Source organism: Streptomyces sp. sk2.1 (assembly GCF_008120935.1).
Taxonomy (GTDB): Bacteria; Actinomycetota; Actinomycetes; order Streptomycetales; family Streptomycetaceae; genus Streptomyces.
On sequence record NZ_RDBO01000055.1, the window covers coordinates 224,730 to 242,044 of the forward strand.

The window sequence follows — 17,315 nt, forward strand, 5'->3', positions numbered from 1 at the left end:
GGGGTGGGGTGGAGTGTTGGCCTGTGGACGGATCCGGGGCGACTGGAGTGATATGTCGACCATGTCGCATTGCGGTATCGACTTGTCCCCAGGTCGAGAAGCGCTCCTGTGGATAACTCTGTGGATTATGAAAAGCGGTTCATGGCATCGGCGTCGAGGGTGTGAGAAGCCGCGGTACGAGGACCGTCGGTCCCGCCCCGTCAGCCCCGGCCGTCCATGTTCCGGGCCAGCCAGTCGGAGGCGTCCGTGAACTCCGCGTCCGACGTACCGGCCCGCAGCGGCCGTACGTCCTCCGGGGCCACCCCCGCCCGCGGGTACGACCCCAGGAACCGCACCTTCGGGCAGATCCGCTTCAGTCCCATCAGCGCCTCGCCGACCCGACGGTCCGCGATGTGCCCCTCCGCGTCCACCGCGAAGCAGTAGTTCCCGATGCCGGCCCCCGTCGGCCGCGACTGGATCAGCATCAGGTTCACCCCGCGCACGGTGAACTCCTGGAGCAGTTCGAGCAGCGCGCCGGGGTGGTCCTCGCCCAGCCAGATGACCACCGACGTCTTGTCCGCGCCCGTCGGCGCCGCCGGGCGGGCGGGACGGCCGACCAGGACGAAGCGGGTCTGCGCGTTCGCCGCGTCGTGGATCTCCGTCACCAGCGGTTCGAGCCCGTAGGTCGCCGCCGCGAACTCACCGGCGAAGGCGGCGTCGTACCGGCCCTCCCGCACCAGCCGGGCGCCGTCCGCGTTGGAGGCCGCCGACTCCCACACGGCCTCCGGGAGGTGGGCGGCCATCCAGTTGCGCACCTGCGGCTGCGCGGCCGGGTGCGCGGTGACCGTCTTGATGTCGGACAGCTGGGTGCCGGGCCGCACCAGCAGCGCGAAGGTGATGGAGAGCAGCACCTCGCGGTAGATCATCAGCGGTTCGCCGCTGGTCAGCTCGTCGAGCGTCGCGGTGATGCCGCCCTCGACGGAGTTCTCGATCGGTACGAGCGCCGCCGCGGCGGCACCACTGCGCACCGCGTCCAGGGCCGCCGGAACCGAGACCATCGGGACGAGTTCGCGGGTGGCGGCTTCCGGGAGCGTACGGAGGGCGACCTCGGTGAAGGTGCCCTCGGGGCCGAGATAGGCGTAGCGCGTGGCGGACATACGGTCACCCTAATGCGCCCGTCGGCTCAGGACTCCAGGAGCCGTTGCCCCACGTACTCGCCGTCCGCCGCACCTCCCGGCACCGCGAACAGCCCGCTGGCCTCGTGCCGGATGAACGGCGAGAGGGCGTCGCCCCGGTCCAGTTTCCGCTGCACCGGGACGAACCCGCGCAGCGGATCCGCCTGCCAGCAGATGAACAGCAGCCCGGCGTCCGGAACACCGTCGGACGAGATGCCGTCGTGGTACGAGAAGGGGCGCCGCAGCATGGCCGCGCCGCTGTTCTTCTCGGGGGAGGAGATCCGGGCGTGGGCGTTGTCCGGGATCAGGAGCTTGCCGTCGGGACCAGCCTTGTCGAGGTTCATCGGGGTGGTCTCGGTGCCGCCGCTCAGCGGGGCGCCGTCCTTCTTCCGGCGCCCTATCACCTGCTCCTGGCGCTGCACCGGGAGCTTCTCCCAGTCGTCGAGCAGCATCCTGATCCGGCGCACGACCGCGTACGAGCCGCCCGCGAGCCAGTCGTACTTCGCGTCGGTCCCGCCGGGGACGAAGACGCGCCGGTCGAAGTCGCTCTCGGTGGGCTTCGGGTTGCCGGTGCCGTCGATCTGGCCCATCAGGTTGCGGGCGGTCATCGGCCGCGCGGTGGCGCCGGGTGCGCGGTTGAAGCCGTTCATCTGCCAGCGGACCCGGGCGGCGGGTGCGGCGTCCTTCTGCACGGCGCGCAGCGCGTGGAAGGCGACGAGCGCGTCGTCGGCGCCGATCTGGACCCAGAGGTCGCCCTCGGAGCGCCTGGCGTCGATGCGGTCGGAGGAGAAGGGCGGCAGCGGGTCGAGCCCCGGCGGCCGGCGGTCGGTCAGGTCCGTGCGCTCGAAGAAGGTCCGGCCGAAGCCGAAGGTGACGGTCAGCGAGGACGGCCCGGCGTCCAGCGCGATCCCGGTGTCATGGGTGGCGCCCTCCGCCGCGCCTCCGGCGGGCTCGCCGGTCATCAGCCGCCGGGCGGTGTCCGACCAGCGGCGCATCAGGGCGATCGCTTCCTTCCGCCCGGCCCCCGGGACCAGGTCGAAGGCGACGAGATGGCCGCGCGCCTGAAGCGGAGTGGTGATCCCCGGTTGATGTTTCCCGTGAAACATCACCTCGGTGGAGCCGACCGAGGTCAGCGCGGTCGGCTCGTCGGGCCTGGTCGCGGCGTAGCCCGTCGCACCGCCCGCCGCGCCCAGTACGAGCCCGGTCGCCCCGGCCGCGCCCGCGCTGCCGAGCAGCCGCCGCCGGGAGATGGCACCGCCGCCGCGCACCCCGGCGTCCCCGCTCCCGCTCCCGTCTCCGTCCCCGCTCCTGGGGCCGGGGGCGTTCCCGGTCGCGCGTCCGCCACCCGCGCGACCGGCGGGGCTCTTCCTGATGCTTCCGCTGTTCCTGCTGTTTCCGCTCACGATCCCTGCTCAGCCGATCTTCACGTTCTTGTCGACGGTCGTCTGATCGATGTCCGACGTACGGACGGTCACCGAGACCTTCCAGTCCCCCGCCATCGGGATCTGGACGCCGCTCGAGACCCAGTGCCCCTCGGCGATCCGGTCGGGAAGGACGGGGAGCGGGCCGATGTCCTTGGACTCCAGGGTGAAGGCGACCTTCAGTTCGGGGACGTCCATGGGCTTCTTGTCGGTGCCGTCGATCCAGATGTGGAGTTCGTTGGCGCCGGTGCGGGCGGGGTCGATGTCCATCCGCACCGTCCCCCTGCCGTTCTCGCCACCCGTGTCGAAGGGCAGCGTCAGGTTGACCGGGCCCGCGGACGCCGGGGCCGCCGCCGTGGACGCACGGGCCTCCTCCTCCGTACGGGCGGGCTCGGTCGAGGTCAGCACGGTCGTCACCGCCAACAGCGCCACCGCGACCCCGACTTCCGCCAGCACCGAACGCCGGAGCCCGGACCGATCCGGGTCGGCGTCGCGGATCCGCTTCTTCCGGGCGGTGGTCACCGCGGCCCGCTGCCGGGCGAGTTGGGCCGCCCGCACGGGGTCCTCCGCCCCGTCTGCCACCGGGGCCGAGCCATCGGCCGCGCCGTCCGCCCCGGTTTCGCCCGCCTCGGCCCCGTCGACCTCATCGGCCTCGACCTCATCGGCTCCGGTCCCGTCCGCCTTCGTCCCGCTCGTGATCAGCCGCGCCGTCCAGCGCCGTGAGAAGAAGGCGATCGCGACGAGGGCGCCGACCAGCCCCACCTTCACGAGCAGCAGCTGTCCGTACGCGGTGCCGGTGAGGGCGGACCAGGTGCCGACCTGGCGCCAGGACTGGTAGATCCCGGTCGCGGTGAGCACGAGCACGCTGCCGAACGCGACGCGGGAGAAGCGCCGTACGGCCGTCGCGTCGATGTCGGGGGTCCGGTGGAGCGCCACCAGCAGGGCGACGAGACCGCCCAGCCAGGCGGCTACGGCCAGCAGGTGGAGCACGTCGACCGGCATGGCGATGCCGGGCTGGAGGCCGGCCGAGGCGTGCTCGGCGAGCGCCCACGTCCCGGCGATGCCCGCCGCGATCACCGTGCCGCCGATGGCCAGTCCGAAGGTGAGGTCCTTCTTCTCGCGTTCGTCCTCGCGCTTCGCGTACGCCCCGAACAGCACGGCGACGAAGAGCGCGGAGGCGCCGAGCAGCAGCAGTCGGGAGACGAGCGCCGCGCCGGGCTTGGTGTCGAGCACGGCCTTCAGCCCGTCGAGGTCGAAGGCGTCCGCGAGCTTCCCGGAACCGGTGTACGGGCTGCGCAGGAGCAGCATGGCCAGGGTGGCGACGGTGAGGGTCAGCCAGCCGTGCGCGACCAGGCGCTGCAGGGGACGCGCCCCCGCCCCGCGCCGCCAGCAGGCGAGCACGAAGGCGGAGCCGCCGGCCAGCAGGACGAAACCGGCGTACGCGGCGTAGCGCGCGATGCCGTAGAGGGCGCCGACGACGCCGCCCCCGGCCCGGTCCGTCGGAAGCGCGACGGTGGTCTTCGAGGGTGCCCCGACGGAGAAGGTGAAGGCGCCGGACACGGGGTGGCTGTCCGCGGACACGGCCTGCCAGGCGACGGTGTAGGTGCCGTCGGGCAGTCCGGAGTGCAGCGGGACGCCGTACTTCACGACGGAGCCGTTCCCCAGGTCGCGCGGCGCGGTGCCGGTGTCGGCGCGCTTGCCGTCGGGATCCAGGATCCGGACGGAGTCGTCGCCGAGGGCGACCTGCTCGGAGAAGGTGAGCGTGACCTCCTTGGGAGCGGTGGCGACCACCGCCCCGTCCTGCGGATCGCTCCCGGTGAGCGCGGCGTGCGCGGACACCGGGCCGGCGCTCCCCAGCAGCAGGGCGAGCACCGTGCCGACGAGGGCGGCGAGGAGCGCGGCCGAGGCGAGCGGGCGGCGTACGGCGGGAGCGGACGGGGAAGGCCCGAAGCGCGGGGCGGTGGCTGTCATGACGAGTCAGTCCCTCACTGCTTCTTCGGGTTGTAGGTGGTCTCCTTCACGGGAAGGTCGACCTTGATCGGGTCGGCCTTCTCGAAGTGCAGCTCTATGGACACCTTCTCGCCCTGCTCGGGCCGCTGCTTGAGCTTCATGAACATGATGTGGTTCCCGCCGCGTTCCAGGTTCAGTTCGCCGCCCGCGGGCACCTCGAAGGACGTCACCATGCGCATGGCCTGGTTCTTCGTCTCGTGGATCGTGACGTCGTCCGAGAGCGGGCTGGTGACGGAGGTGAGCCGGTCGGACGTCCCGCCGTCGTTCTTCACGACGAGGAAGCCGGCCGCCATGTCGCCGACGGGCTGTGGCATGAACGCGCCGGTCACCTCCAGCTGTGGCTCGCCGTCCGACGTGGAGCATCCCGCCAGTGCCAGCCCGGTGGCGAGGGCGACGAGGCCGGCGAGGGCGGTGCGGCGGTTCACGGGTTCTCCCCCTCGACGATCTTGGGGAGGTCCTTGGTGTAGTCGTCGGGCGAGGTGTCCTCGCTGTAGACGAGGTAGCCCTTGTCGGTCTTCGGGGAGAAGGCGATGACCTGGGAGCCGTGCATCGAGACGACGGTGCCGTCCTTCTCCTTCTTCGGCGCGTCGATGCCGATGCCGATCTGGCGGGCGCCCGCCTGGATGGCGGGGAACTCGCCGGTGAGGCCGATGAAGGAGGGGTCCTGGGCCTTGAGCCAGCTGCCGAGCGAGGACGGGGTGTCCCGCTCGGGGTCGGTGGTCACGAAGACGACCTGGAGGTTGTCCTGGTCGGCCTTGGGCAGCGCCTTCTTGGCGATGGCGATGTTGCTCATGATGAGCGGGCAGACGTCGGGGCAGTTGGTGTAGCCGAAGTAGATCAGCGTCGGCTTGCCCTTGGTCCGCTCGCGGAGGTCGTACTTCTTGCCGTGGGTGTCGGTGAGGACGAGGTCCGGCTTGGTGAACGGCTGGTCGAGGACGGTCGCGGCCTTGGTCTTCGGCTGGACCGACACGTCGGCGATGGGCTTCTCGGCACCGTCGTCGCTGCTGCCGCAGGCGGACAGGGCGAGCGCGGCGGCGGTGACGAACGCCGCGGCCAGCATCGTTTTCTTACGCACGGGACTACGCATGGAGCACTGTTTCCTGAGGGTCGGTGGGACGGGTGGGGCTCCGGGGCGTCCGGAACCCCGGCTGATGCGGGGTTCCGGACGGATCAGGACTCCGGACGGGACTGTGGACGGGGTGGGGGCTCCGGCTGCGCGGAGCCCCGGATCAGGTGGTACGGGCCGGGGCCGGGCAGTACGGACCCGGGGTCGGGCGGTACGGACCGGGCCCGGCCGTACGGGGCCGGATCAGGTGGTACGGCGGCGGCCGGCGAGGACGCCGAAGGCCACCCCGGCGATACCGATGACGATGCCGACGATGCCGAGGACACGGGCCGTGGTGTCGCTGGAGGACGCGTCCGAGGCGGCCGCGGTCTGCTCGTCGGCAGCCTTGTCGGTGTTCTTGGAGTCGGCGGACGAGCCGTGCCCGCCGTCGGCCGCCTCGGTCAGCGCGAGGACGGGCGCCGGGCTCTCGGGCTCGTCGGCGCCTTCCTTCTGCTCCTCGATCCAGCGCACGACCTCCTTGTTGTCGTACGTCTGGATGGCCTTGAACACCAGCTGGTCGGAGTCCTCGGGGAGCTGGCCGAGGGAGAGCGGGAACTGCTGGAAGGCGCCGGGGCGGATACCGCGCCCGTCCTTGTCGCCCTCGGCGGTCCAGGTGACCTTGGAGACGGCCTCGTTGATCTTCTGGCCGTGCATCTCCAGCGGCTTGGCCAGCTTGCTCCTGGTGACCTCCACGTTCCAGCCGGGCACGGCCTGCGGCATGACGGAGGCCAGCGGGTGGTCGGTCGGGAAGTTGACCTCGACCTTGATCGTCGAGGCGTCGTCGCGCTCGTTGGGGACCTTGAAGTTGACGGTGGCGTAGCCGCCCTTGGCGGCCTCGCCCTGCGGCTGCACGCTGACGTGCGCGGAGGCCGTACCGGCGAGGACGAGGACGGCGGAGGCGGCGATACCGCCGGCGAGGGCGATGCGGGAAACGTTCATGACAGGGATCACTCCACGAAGACACGGGGGAAGGGTGGCCCGGCGCGCGGGTGCGCGCCGGCATCGCGACACCTCTTTCCCGGGTACGGCGTGCGCACTGATGACCGGTACGGCGCGGAGAGGTCCGCGCCCCGGGGCGTGCGTACGCCGGCGGTGGGTGTCGCGTCAGGCTGCGAGCGCGTACGCGGGGGGCGGCCCGCGCCTGATCACCAGGTGCTGCAGGGGGTCCCCGGTGGCGGGTGCCGGGGCGTCGGCCTCGGTACGGGCGATGCGCGGCCCGGTCGTCGGGCCTCCGGGAAGCCCGGCGCGCAGGGCGTTGACCAGGGCGAGCGCGGTGCGCAGGGCGCGCAGCCGGGCCCCGGCCGCGATCTGCTGGGCGCCGTGCGCGGACAGCCGGACCAGCCGGAACAGGGCGATCTCGCCGCGCCGCAGCAGCCAGCCCGTGACGGTGGCGGCCAGCAGGTGGCCGAGCAGCATGGGCAGGCTGGGCAGCAGCGCGGCGAGACCGGCCGCCTGCGCGTCGGCCGCGGAGGCCAGGTGCTGCCGGCCGACGCCCGCCACCGCCGCCGGGTCGATGCCCGCGGTGGTGACGATGCGGTGGGCGGCGGCGGCGTTCAGCCGGTCCGGGCCCGCGCCGCACACGAGGCTCGCCGCGAACCGGATCAACGCGTCGTCGCCCGCCGCGGTGTGCGCCGGGGCGCTGTGCGTGCCCACGCCGAAGAGGGTGTGCAGGGCGATCTGCCCCCCGGCCAGCGCGGCGGCGATGGCCGGCAGCGAACGCTCGCGTCCGGCGAGCGGCACCGTCAGCGCGAGGATTCCCAGGAACCCGGCGAGCAGGGTCCACCAGGGGACCGCCGCGTACGAGGCGAGGGAGTGGCCTGCCGCGGACAGCGCGACACAGACCGCGGCGAACACCGCGGCCCTCAGGAGCCGCAGACCGGCTCCGGCGCGTGCGACAGGCATAGACATGGCGCAGCCATCATCGCACCGGGCTCCGCGCCCGGGTACGGCAGGTCCGGAAGGCCGCCCCGGTTCGGCCGGATCCGTACCGGCCGCGCACCGCACCCGCACCGCACCCGTACCGGCGCCGCGCACGCCCGCGCCGGAACCGTGGCCGAACGTCGCGCGGAACCATGGCCGAACCGCCGTCGAACGTCGCGCCGAACCGCGGCCGGCCATGCCGGTCGCGGCACACCGGCCGGGAGCGTCGGGCGGGCGACGCGCGGTGCCGTCGGGCGGGGTGCGACGGCCGGTGCGCCGGCCCGGCATACACGGGCGCGCGGAGCACGGCCATCCGCCGAATGAGCGGTCTCACATCCGGTCCGTGCTTACGAACGGTGCGGTGCGGCAATACAGGTATCGGTATGTCGAGCCGCGGCCAGGAGGCTGGAGCATGAGCATCTGGTGGTCCCTCCATCTGCGGCGTGAGGCCGCGAGCGTTCCGCTCGCCCGCCGCTTCCTGTTGGGGACGATGGAGACCGCGGGTGTGGACCCGGACATCTCCTTCGATCTGTCGCTCGCGCTCAGCGAGGCCTGCGCGAACGCCGTCGAGCACGGCGGCGACCACCGGGCGGAGGACCGGGAGCGCCGGGAGGGCCGGGGCGTCGCCCTCGACCCGTGGGACGCGTGGGACGAACTGCCCGGATCGGCCTCCGGGCAGTACCGGGTCACCGCTTATCTGGACGGCGAGAAGTGCCGCATCGAGGTCGCCGACTCGGGCCCGGGCTTCCCCGCCCGGCAGCCGTCCGGCACGTCCGGGGAGCGGAACGGGCCGCAGCCGCGCGAGGCGCAGCCGTGCGAGTCGTGCGAGGCGCAGCCGTGCGAGTTCTCCCCGCAGTACCCGTCGCTCAGTGCCGAGGACGGCCGGGGCCTGTGTCTGATCGAGCAGCTCGCCGACCACGTCCACTTCGGCAACCGCCCCGGCCGCGGTGCCGTCGTCAGCTTCGACAAGGTCCTGAAATGGCGGAAGGACGCCCTGCTCATGGTGTCCTGAGCAGGGCGTCCTTCCCCGAGGCTCTCCCGGTCCGCGCCGGACCGGGCCGGGATCAGCCCTTCAGACCGGCCATCCACGCCTCGACCTCGTCGGCCCGGCGCGGCAGCTTGTCGGAGAGGTTCCGGTTGCCGTCCTCGGTGACGAGGATGTCGTCCTCGATCCGGACGCCGATGCCCCGGTACTCCTCCGGCACGGTCAGGTCGTCGGCCTGGAAGTACAGACCGGGCTCGACGGTGAGGCAGACACCGGGCTCCAGCGTGCCGTTCACATACGTCTCGGTGCGGGCGGCGGCGCAGTCGTGGACGTCCATGCCGAGCATGTGACCGGTGCCGTGCAGCGTCCAGCGGCGCTGCAGGCCCAGTTCCAGGACCTTGTCCACGGACAGGTCGCCCAGCAGGCCCCACTCGACGAGCTTCTCGGTGAGGACCCGCTGCGCGGCGTCGTGGAAGTCGCGGTAGTCGGCGCCGGGCCTGACGGCCGCGATGCCCGCCTCCTGGGCCTCGTACACCGCGTCGTAGATCTTCCGCTGGAGCGGGGTGAACGTGCCGTTGATCGGAAGGGTGCGGGTCACGTCGGCGGTGTAGAGGTCGTTGGTCTCCACACCGGCGTCGAGCAGCAGCAGCTCGCCGGAGCGCACCGGGCCGTCGTTGCGCACCCAGTGCAGGGTGGTGGCGTGCGGGCCGGCGGCGCAGATCGAGCCGTAGCCGATGTCGTTGCCCTCGATGCGGGCGCGCAGGAAGAAGGTGCCCTCGATGTAGCGCTCGCTCGTCGCCTCGGCCCTGTCGAGGACCTTCACGACGTCCTCGAAGCCGCGCGCGGTGGCGTCGCACGCCTTCTGCAGCTCGGCGATCTCGAACTCGTCCTTGACCAGCCGGGCCTCGGAGAGGAAGACGCGCAGCTCCTCGTCGCGCTCCGCGGTGACCTTGTCGGTCAGCGCGGCCTCGATGCCGGCGTCGTGGCCGCGGACGTTGCGGACCGGGCCGGTGGCCTCGGTCAGCGCGGCCGGGAGCTCGCGCACGTCCTTCGCCGGGATGCCCAGCAGCTGCTCGGCCTCGGTGAGGGAGTGGCGCCGGCCGACCCACAGTTCGCCCTGGCCGTCGAGCCAGAACTCGCCGTTCTCGCGGTTGGAGCGCGGCAGCAGGTGGATGGTGGCCTCGTGGCCGTCCGCGGTCGGCTCCAGGACGAGGACGCCGTCCTGGGTCTGGTCGCCGGTGAGGTACGCGTACTCGGTGGAGGCGCGGAAGGCGTACTCGGTGTCATTGGAGCGGGTCCTCAGGTTGCCCGCGGGGACGACCAGGCGCTCGCCGGGGAAGCGCGCGGAGAGCGCGGCTCGACGGGCGGCCGTGTGGGCGGCCTGGGCGATCGGTTCGAGGCCGTGGAGTTCGGTGTCGGCCCAACCGGACTTCATGTTCGCGGCGAGTTCGTCGGAGACGCCCGGGTACAGGCCGTTCTTCCGCTGCTTGACAGCCTGCTCTTCTTCGGTCTCCGGGTTCTCCGGGGTGAGCTCCTCAGCCACGACTTGTCTCTCCTTATACGACACTGGACCCCGTCCATCGTACGGGCGTGCGGAAGGGGGCACAGGGCCGGAAGGCCTGTTACACGGCCGGGGCGGTTGCCGAAGTGGACGTGGTCGGCGGTCTGATCGAGCAGCTCGCCGACCACGTGCTGCGCGCCGTGCTTCCGGACGGGCTCGACCGGTCCGGCGGCACGGAGGACGTGGCCCTGCTGGCCGCGCTCTCCGCGCCGCTGGGGATGCTCGCCTGCTGGGAGGCGCCCAGCGTGGAGATCGCCCCCGCAGAAGGCGAAACCGTTCTGCTCTACACCGACGGGCTGTTGCGCCGTACCGGCGACTCCACGGACCGGGCGTTCGCGCGGGCTCAGTCGAAGCGCGCGGCCAGCAGGGCCACGTCCTCCGTGCCGCCGGACCGGTCGAGCCCGTCCGGAAGCACGGCGCGCAGCACGTGGTCGGCGACGGAACCGGGGTCGTGGCGCAGTGCCTTCGGTACGGAGGCCGCCGCCGAGTGGAGCCGCGCGAACGCCCGGTCCGTGGAGTCGCCGGTACGGCGCAACAGCCCGTCGGTGTAGAGCAGAACGGTTTCGCCTTCTGCGGGGGCGATCTCCACGCTGGGCGCCTCCCAGCAGGCGAGCATCCCCAGCGGCGCGGAGAGCGAGGTCTCCACGAAATCGGTGCGCCGCTCACCGACGACGAGCGGCGGGGCGTGCCCGGCACCGGCCAGCAGGATCTTGCGCCGGGCCGGTTCGCAGTAGGCGAACAGCGCGGTCGCGGAGCGGGCCGGCTCGGTGAGCCGCAGCAGCAGTTCCAGGTCGGAGAGCACGGCGACCGGGTCCTCGCCCTCCATCACCGCGTACGCCCGCAGCCCGGCCCGCAGCCGTCCCGAGGCGGCCAGGGCACTGGGCCCGGAGCCGCTCACCGAACCCACGGCGAGGCCGAGCGCGCCCTCGGGCAGGGCCAGCGCGTCGTACCAGTCGCCGCCGCCCTGGGGCGCCCTGCGGTGGCGGGCGGCCAGCTGCACGCCGGGCACCCGGGGCATCCGGGTGGGCAGCAGCTCCTCGGAGATGGTCGCGATGTCGGCCCTGGCCCGCTCCAGCTCCAGCAGCCTGGCCAGGTGCTCGCCCGCGTACGCGGCGTAGAGGCCGACGAGGTGGCGCTGGCGTTCCAGGGGTTCGGCGGGTTCGTCGTACAGCCAGACGGCCGCGCCGAGCCTGCCGGTCGTTCCGGCGGTGAGCGGCAGGGCGTAGCTCGCGGCGTATCCGAGGCGGGCGGCAACCTCGCGGCGGCGCGGGTCCAGGCTGGTGTCGCCGAGCAGGTCGGGGGTGGTCAGCGCGCCCTCGGCGTCCGGGAACCCTTCCAGGATCCGGCCGTAGGAGGTGGCGCTGCGCGGCACCGTCTCGATGTGCCCGAGATCGGCGTGGGCGAGGCCGAGGCCGATGGTGCTGACGGGGCCGCGGTGGTCGGAGGGTTCGAGGACGACCAGGCCGCGGCGGGCGCCGACCAGGGCGGCTCCGGCCTCCAGCAGTTCGTGGAGCGCGTCGTCGAGCGTGCCGGTACCGGCCAGCCGCTCGGTGAGTTCGTGAAGGGTGGTGAGATCGGAGACCCAGCCGGCGAGGCGGTCCTGGATGAAGGCACCCGGAGCGGCCGGCACATCGGGCGAAGACCCGGCAGTGTGCGTTGAAACCGGAACTGTGGGATCGATTCCAGCCACTTTTGGCAGGTGTGGGGTACTCATGGCTGTCGGCTTTCCGACCGGCGCGTTTCATGGAATAGCATCACGAACCCCCATGTCATTCTGCGCCGTTATCAGTGCATCCGCATGTACACGTAGCACCAGATGTACACGCAGAAGTGAGGCGATGTCCAGCATTGTCCCCACGGGTTTTGCAGTGTCCGACCGGCTGCTAAGTTGGCTAAAAAACGCACCTTGCGACAGGCATTTGAGGTCGACTGGGTCCGCTCGACAAGGGGGTGTTCTCGGGGTGAAGTCCCGGAGAGAGCGTCATTTCGGGCATGCTGGGTACGTAATCAATGATGGTCGGGGGCAGTTCTGATCGCCCCGGAACCCGGCAGCGGGCCCGAACGTCCTCTCATGTGACGGTCACGTCCCCACCCCCGAGTGGCGGGGTTTGCACCCTGGGACAGCAGGCGCGAGCATGCGCCGCTCCCCCGCCATGTTCCGCGTCCCGACCCGTATCGCCCTTGCACGAATCGGCTCGGCCCGTGCCCGGTACGACGAACCTTCCGTACCGCGGACACGAGAAGCATGTACGCACGGTGAATTGACGCACACGTACGGCAACGCACCCGTGGTGTGATGTGGACCCTCGGCGTTCAACGGAAAGGAACGAGCGCTCATGCGCGAGATCCTCGGAAGGCGACGCAGGCTCCGGTTCCGGCGCGGGGGAAGGCCCGCCCGGCTCGACGCGGCCCTGACCTGTGCCACGGCATGGCGATGGCCCGTGCTTCCCGGAGTGGGACTCGCCGCGGCCGGTGGCCGCGGCGACCGCGGCCGGGGCTGCGCCTGTCCCGATCCCGAGTGCGCCGTGCCCGGCGCGCACCCCTTCGACCCCGGTCTCCTCGCGGCGACCACCGATGAGCGCATGGTGCGCTGGTGGTGGACCAACCGGCCCGCCGCGCCGATCGTCCTGGCCACCGGCGGGCGCGCCCCGTGCGCGCTGAGCCTGCCGGCCGTGGCCGGTGCCCGCGCGCTGGCCGGGCTGGACCGGATGGGGGTGCGGCTCGGGCCCGTGGTGGCGACGCCGACCCGGTGGTCGCTGCTGGTCGCGCCCTACACCCTCGAACGGCTCGGCGAGCTGCTGTACGCCCAGGACCGGGTGCCCAGTTCGCTGCGGTTCCACAGCGAGGGCGGCTATCTCGTCCTGCCGCCGTCCGAGGTGGGGGCGGGGCAGGTGCGCTGGGAACGGGCTCCGGCCGCCGACCCGCTGGTGCCGTCGCGCGGCTCCCGGTCGTCCTCGGGCAACTCCCGGTCGTCCTCGCGCGGGGAGGGTTCCGCCTCCGGGGCCGCCGCGCCGTGGCTGCCGGACGTGGGGACGGTGCTCGAAGCGCTGGTCGAGGCGAGCAGCAGCGCCCCGGGCGGCGGAAGCCGGCTCGCGTACTGACGGGAAGGGCTTTGCAGTCGGGGCCGCGGGGAACCCGGCGGGCGCACCGCACCCGCCTGCGGGGCCGCGCCCCGGAGGCTCCGGCGCGCGGACGGGACCGGCCCCGGCCGGGTCCCGCCTCCCGGCAGGTCCGGGCCCCGGTGGGCCGGAGCGCCGAAGGAGTCGGACGCCGGGACCCCGGAACCGGGGGACCCGGGAGGGTCCGAAGGTCTGAATCCCGGTTTTTCCGCTGGGATCCGATACGAAAGGATGAGCCGCCCCGAACCTCCGGGGCCGTGCATTCGGTCGATATGTCGGGCGGCCCGTCAGGAATTCGGCCGAGGCCGACAGGTGACGCCGAGTGATTCCTCGCGATGGTCGATATCGCGGATGGGGTCGGGTCTCCGGTCGGATCTCGGACAATGCAAACTCTGCCGTTGCAAAGTCTTCCGTCCGGAGGCTTTCTGATGGTCTTTCCGAACCCCTCGAAAGGCATTTCGAATATCTATTCGAAATGCTCCGTGGGAGGTGTGCTCCGGAGGGGGATCGTCCGGCGTTCGGCATCTGTCCGAGACCGATCGGTCCTCCCGTGCGGTCCGCCGGTGTCGGGGTCCCCGCGGGCCCCCGGGTATTACGGTCCCCGCCCCTCCGGGGCCTTGTGCCCCGCGGGCGCGGAGGCGGTCCGGTCGTGGGGCAAGTCGGGTGCGGGGGCGCGGAATACGGGCCCGGGCCGTCGTGTGCGGGGTGCCGCGCGGGCCCCGGTGCGGAGAGCCCCTGGCCGGGCGGGCTCCGGGGGTGGATCGCGCGGGTGGGCGGGCGGTTCGTTCCCGCCGGTGAGGGTGCCGGACGCCGAACCGGCTTCCGGTGCGCGGGGTTGGCGTGCGCGGTGAAGGCGCGGGAGTGCCGGGGGTGTTCGGGCGGTGGAGAGGGCTACGGTACCGGGACGGACCGGGGCGGGTCCGTGCGCCGGTACATGCGCTGTGTCGTGCGCTGTGCGCCGTATCCGGAAATGAGGATGCCCGGTCGCTGGCGACGGGGGATGCACCAGCGACCGGGCTTCCAGAACCGTAACAAGAGATCTGCCGTTCGCAAATTCGATCTCGCGTATTAGGACAGGGATTTACCTGCCAGTACGGCTAGTTGTGACGCGTGTCACCATAAGGCGGGGTGTTCGTCACTGTCAGCTGAGGGTCACTTGGCGGTTGGTGAGCCCGCCGCGGGCCCGGCGCTCCTCGGCGGTGAGGGGCGCGTCCGCGGCGAGCGCCGCGGTCAGTCGTTCCGCGAACTCGGCCGCGGGCTTCTCGCACTCCTCGGCGCCCATCGTGCTCGGCAGGTCCCAGACCGGGACCATCAGACCGTGCGCCCTGAAGGAGCCGACCAGCCTGGTCCCTTCGCCCAGCGAGGAGTTGCCGGCGGCGTGCAGTCGGGCGAGCGCGTCGAGGAGCTGCTCCTCGGCGTGCGGCATGACCCAGCGGAGGTGGTTCTTCTCCGGGGTCTCGCACCAGTAGGCGGCGTCCACGCCGGCGAGCCTCGTCGTCGGGATCGCCGCCCCGTTCGCACGCTCCAGGGAAGCGGCCACCTCGGGCGTGGCGTTCTCCGCGTCCGGCACCCAGAACTCGAAGCCGGCGTGGATCGCGGGCTCGAACGCCGCACCGGGGTCGAGCAGGTCCTGCAGACGCGGACCGTCGGCCGCCACGCGCTGCGCCGCCACGGGCGAACCGGGCTCGGCGGCCAGGGCCCGCAGCAGCGTGTCCGCGAGGTCGCGGCTGAGGTCGCCGGACGGGGTGTCGTTCTGCAGGGCGAGCAGCACCGAACCGTCGTCGCGGCGCAGGGCCGGCCACGCCATCGGCAGGACGGTCGCGAGCGTCACGGAGGGAACGCCCTCGGGCAGCCCGTCCTTCAGCTTCAGCTCGACCGTGGCGGCGGGCACCAGTTCGCGCAGGGCGACCCAGTCGGACTCGCCGGGCAGTCCCTCGAAGGGACGGTGGACGAGCTCGGTCACGGCCTGGGCGGCGGCGCGGCCGTGGCATGCCTTGTAGCGGCGGCCCGAACCGCACGGGCAGGGTTCGCGAGCCCCGACCACCGGGATCTCGCCGTCCTTGAGCTGCTGCTTCCCGGCCTTGGTCTGAGGGCGCTTCTTGGCCATGGTGGGCTTTCTCCCGATTGCGACAGTGCGGTCTGGGCCGCGAGCCTAGCCGCCCGTGTCGGGTCGGGGACACATCTGCCCGGACGTCCGCCGGTCCCGGTGCGCGGAACGCGGCCCGAGGCCGGGCCCGTCCGGTACGGCGACGTCAGCCCACGTCGTCGAAGACGTCCGCGAAGCCCAGCTCGTCGAGGTCCGGGAGCCCCGGCACGCCGCCCGACGCCCCTGCCCGGCCCGAAGCCCCCGACACCCCGGACGCGCCCGCCCCATGAGGCGCACGGGAGACACGAGGCGTGTGCGACGTGTGCGACGTACGAGATGCCCCGGGAACGCCGGGAACTCCGGACGCACCGCCGGCAACCGGCGTACCGGGGACGCCCTGGACCCCCCGGGTACCCGGTTCGCCCGGCAGTCCGGACGGTGCCCGGTCATGTCCCTCGTTGACGAGGACCCAGACCGTGACCTCTCCCGACGAGCTGTCGCGTACGCCCCACTCCTCGGCGAGCGCGCTGATGATGTTGAGCCCGCGGCCGCCGCGCGCCGTCACCGAAGGCGTGGCCGGGACGGGCCTGGTCGGGCCGCCCCCGTCCGTCACCTCGACGGTCAGCCCACCGGCTCTGTCGACGCGCCACGCGGCGCGGATGTCGCCGTCCCCCACATCCGTGTGTCGCCCCAGCGGCCTCCCGTGCCGGCAGGCATTGCTGAGCAGTTCGGAAAGAATCAGTACAGCATCGTCGACGACCGAATCCGACACCCCGTGGCTGCGCAACTGCTCGCGCATCCGGTGCCGCGCCTGGCCCACGCCCGCAGGGCCATGGGGTACGGCCATGCTCGACGACGTGGGCACCTTCTGTGCCACCACCAACGCCACCCCCGAGACCTCCTTTGCCCCACGCCACGGAGTGGATGCCCCCCTGGGCTGGACCGGAAACCGGCCAATGGTCTGCCGATGACGCACTCGTAACGATCGAATACGTTTCGAATGCGCCGGTGTACTCCGCGTAACTGTTGTCAGGAGCGTCCCAGTTGTGCCAGAACCTGCTTCGGGCGGTTGGTGATGATGGCCTCGACGCCCAGGTCGAGGCAGAGCTCGACGTCCTCCGGCTCGTTCACCGTCCATACGTGCACGCGGTGTCCCGCGCGGTGCAGCCGCTCGACGTAACCGGGGTGGCTGCGCACGATCCGCATGCCCGGACCCGCGATCCGCGCCCCGGCGGGCAGCCGCCCGTCGCGCAGGCGCGGCGAGAGGAACTGCATCAGGTAGACGGTGGGCAGGGTGGGGGCCGCGGCCCGGACGCGGTGCAGCGAGCGTGCCGAGAAGCTCATGACGCGCACCGGGGAGGGGCCGTCGGCCGGCGGGGCGTCGAGCCCGAAGCGCTTCAGCAGGTGCAGCAGCCGCTCCTCGACCTGGCCCGCCCAGCGGGTGGGGTGCTTGGTCTCGACGGCCAGCTGGAGCGGGCGGCCGTCGGCCCGGGTCTCGACGACGAGTTCGAGCAGCCGCTCCAGGGTGAGCACGGAGGTGAGCTCACCGGGCACCGGGTCCCAGTCGGGGGACTCCTCGCGGTCCTTCCAGGACCCGAAGTCGAGGGCGGCGAGTTCGGCGAGCTCCAGCGCGGAGACGGCGCCGCGGCCGTTGGACGTACGGTTCACCCGGCGGTCGTGCACGCACACGAGATGGCCGTCGGAGGTGAGCCGTACATCGCACTCCAGGGCGTCGGCACCGTCCTCGATGGCCTTCCGGTATGCGGCCAGGGTGTGCTCGGGGGCGTCCTCGGACGCGCCCCGGTGCGCGATGACCTGGGTGGTCTGGGGCGTGGTCTGCTGCCGTGCGTGGGTCACCGCGTCATGGTGTCACCGAGAGGCGACCGCTGTGCACACGTCGCGCGACCCGGGTGCGGCCGGGGCGTGTGCGATGCGTCGCGAGGGGGTCCGGGCA

Annotated in this window: 13 protein-coding genes and 2 pseudogenes; 3 read left to right on the forward strand and 12 right to left on the reverse strand. The window is 72.4% G+C overall.

Annotated features, from left to right (window positions below):
- Positions 1-200: 200 nt before the first annotated feature.
- From pheA to EAO76_RS18300, 7 genes are all read right to left on the reverse strand, one after another.
- Positions 201-1,136: a prephenate dehydratase gene (gene pheA, locus EAO76_RS18270; protein WP_148837011.1), complete on the reverse strand. Its 936-nt coding sequence runs from the start codon at positions 1,134-1,136 to the stop codon at positions 201-203.
- A 26-nt stretch (positions 1,137-1,162) separates the two neighbouring features.
- Positions 1,163-2,422, reverse strand: coding sequence for an iron uptake transporter deferrochelatase/peroxidase subunit (gene efeB, locus EAO76_RS18275; RefSeq protein ID WP_148837390.1), 1,260 nt, complete (start codon positions 2,420-2,422; stop codon positions 1,163-1,165).
- A gap of 144 nt (positions 2,423-2,566) precedes the next feature.
- Complete coding sequence (locus EAO76_RS18280) at positions 2,567-4,546, reverse strand: copper resistance CopC/CopD family protein (RefSeq protein WP_148837012.1); 1,980 nt, start codon at positions 4,544-4,546, stop codon at positions 2,567-2,569.
- Positions 4,547-4,560: 14 nt separating this feature from the next.
- Positions 4,561-5,010: a copper chaperone PCu(A)C gene (locus EAO76_RS18285; protein ID WP_148837013.1), complete on the reverse strand. Its 450-nt coding sequence runs from the start codon at positions 5,008-5,010 to the stop codon at positions 4,561-4,563.
- Positions 5,007-5,645: an SCO family protein gene (locus tag EAO76_RS18290; RefSeq protein ID WP_187438706.1), complete on the reverse strand. Its 639-nt coding sequence runs from the start codon at positions 5,643-5,645 to the stop codon at positions 5,007-5,009. The genes EAO76_RS18285 and EAO76_RS18290 overlap by 4 nt, the downstream gene beginning before the upstream one ends.
- A 249-nt stretch (positions 5,646-5,894) precedes the next feature.
- Positions 5,895-6,629, reverse strand: coding sequence for a YcnI family protein (locus EAO76_RS18295; protein ID WP_148837015.1), 735 nt, complete (start codon positions 6,627-6,629; stop codon positions 5,895-5,897).
- A gap of 165 nt (positions 6,630-6,794) precedes the next feature.
- Entirely contained in the window at positions 6,795-7,598 is an 804-nt protein-coding gene (locus EAO76_RS18300) for a hypothetical protein (RefSeq protein ID WP_187438676.1), read from the reverse strand.
- Positions 7,599-8,022: 424 nt separating this feature from the next.
- Between EAO76_RS18300 and EAO76_RS18305 the strand changes: the two genes are divergently transcribed.
- Positions 8,023-8,622: an ATP-binding protein gene (locus tag EAO76_RS18305; RefSeq protein WP_148837016.1), complete on the forward strand. Its 600-nt coding sequence runs from the start codon at positions 8,023-8,025 to the stop codon at positions 8,620-8,622.
- 52 nt (positions 8,623-8,674) lie between these two features.
- On the opposite strand, the gene EAO76_RS18310 is transcribed toward EAO76_RS18305, so the two are convergent.
- Positions 8,675-10,138, reverse strand: coding sequence for an aminopeptidase P family protein (locus EAO76_RS18310; protein WP_148837017.1), 1,464 nt, complete (start codon positions 10,136-10,138; stop codon positions 8,675-8,677).
- 236 nt (positions 10,139-10,374) lie between these two features.
- On the opposite strand from EAO76_RS18310, the pseudogene EAO76_RS47635 reads away from it, so the two are divergent.
- Positions 10,375-10,467: pseudogene (locus EAO76_RS47635) on the forward strand (hypothetical protein); the annotation flags it as partial.
- A gap of 32 nt (positions 10,468-10,499) precedes the next feature.
- On the opposite strand, the gene EAO76_RS46330 reads toward EAO76_RS47635, so the two are convergent.
- Positions 10,500-11,870 carry a PP2C family protein-serine/threonine phosphatase gene (locus tag EAO76_RS46330; RefSeq protein ID WP_316248354.1) on the reverse strand — a complete coding sequence of 457 codons (1,371 nt, stop codon included), beginning with the start codon at positions 11,868-11,870 and terminating at the stop codon, positions 10,500-10,502.
- A gap of 622 nt (positions 11,871-12,492) precedes the next feature.
- On the opposite strand from EAO76_RS46330, the gene EAO76_RS18320 reads away from it, so the two are divergent.
- On the forward strand, positions 12,493-13,257 hold the full coding sequence (locus tag EAO76_RS18320) for a bifunctional DNA primase/polymerase (RefSeq protein ID WP_148837018.1): 765 nt from the start codon (positions 12,493-12,495) through the stop codon (positions 13,255-13,257).
- Positions 13,258-14,416: 1,159 nt separating this feature from the next.
- Here EAO76_RS18320 and EAO76_RS18325 read toward each other — a convergent pair.
- The 3 genes and pseudogenes from EAO76_RS18325 to EAO76_RS18335 all read right to left on the reverse strand — a co-directional run bounded on the left by EAO76_RS18325 (position 14,417) and on the right by EAO76_RS18335 (position 17,218).
- Positions 14,417-15,382, reverse strand: a complete 966-nt coding sequence (locus EAO76_RS18325) for a DUF5926 family protein (RefSeq protein ID WP_148837019.1) — start codon at positions 15,380-15,382, stop codon at positions 14,417-14,419.
- Positions 15,383-15,809: 427 nt separating this feature from the next.
- Positions 15,810-16,337 (reverse strand): annotated as a pseudogene (locus EAO76_RS47640) (ATP-binding protein); the annotation flags it as partial.
- A gap of 53 nt (positions 16,338-16,390) precedes the next feature.
- Positions 16,391-17,218 (reverse strand): glycerophosphodiester phosphodiesterase, encoded by an 828-nt coding sequence (locus tag EAO76_RS18335; RefSeq protein WP_148837020.1) that lies wholly within the window; start codon positions 17,216-17,218, stop codon positions 16,391-16,393.
- Between the last annotated feature and the right edge of the window lie 97 nt (positions 17,219-17,315).

What these genes read in the sequence shown, in the direction of transcription:
- pheA (WP_148837011.1), bottom strand. Translation starts at nt 1,136, where the DNA reads ATGTCCGCCACGCGCTACGCCTATCTCGGCCCCGAGGGCACCTTCACC.
- EAO76_RS18280 (WP_148837012.1), bottom strand. Translation starts at nt 4,546, where the DNA reads ATGACAGCCACCGCCCCGCGCTTCGGGCCTTCCCCGTCCGCTCCCGCC.
- EAO76_RS18290 (WP_187438706.1), bottom strand. Translation starts at nt 5,645, where the DNA reads ATGCTGGCCGCGGCGTTCGTCACCGCCGCCGCGCTCGCCCTGTCCGCC.
- EAO76_RS18295 (WP_148837015.1), bottom strand. Translation starts at nt 6,629, where the DNA reads ATGAACGTTTCCCGCATCGCCCTCGCCGGCGGTATCGCCGCCTCCGCC.
- EAO76_RS18300 (WP_187438676.1), bottom strand. Translation starts at nt 7,598, where the DNA reads ATGTCTATGCCTGTCGCACGCGCCGGAGCCGGTCTGCGGCTCCTGAGG.
- EAO76_RS18305 (WP_148837016.1), top strand. Translation starts at nt 8,023, where the DNA reads ATGAGCATCTGGTGGTCCCTCCATCTGCGGCGTGAGGCCGCGAGCGTT.
- EAO76_RS46330 (WP_316248354.1), bottom strand. Translation starts at nt 11,870, where the DNA reads ATGAGTACCCCACACCTGCCAAAAGTGGCTGGAATCGATCCCACAGTT.
- EAO76_RS18320 (WP_148837018.1), top strand. Translation starts at nt 12,493, where the DNA reads ATGCGCGAGATCCTCGGAAGGCGACGCAGGCTCCGGTTCCGGCGCGGG.
- EAO76_RS18325 (WP_148837019.1), bottom strand. Translation starts at nt 15,382, where the DNA reads ATGGCCAAGAAGCGCCCTCAGACCAAGGCCGGGAAGCAGCAGCTCAAG.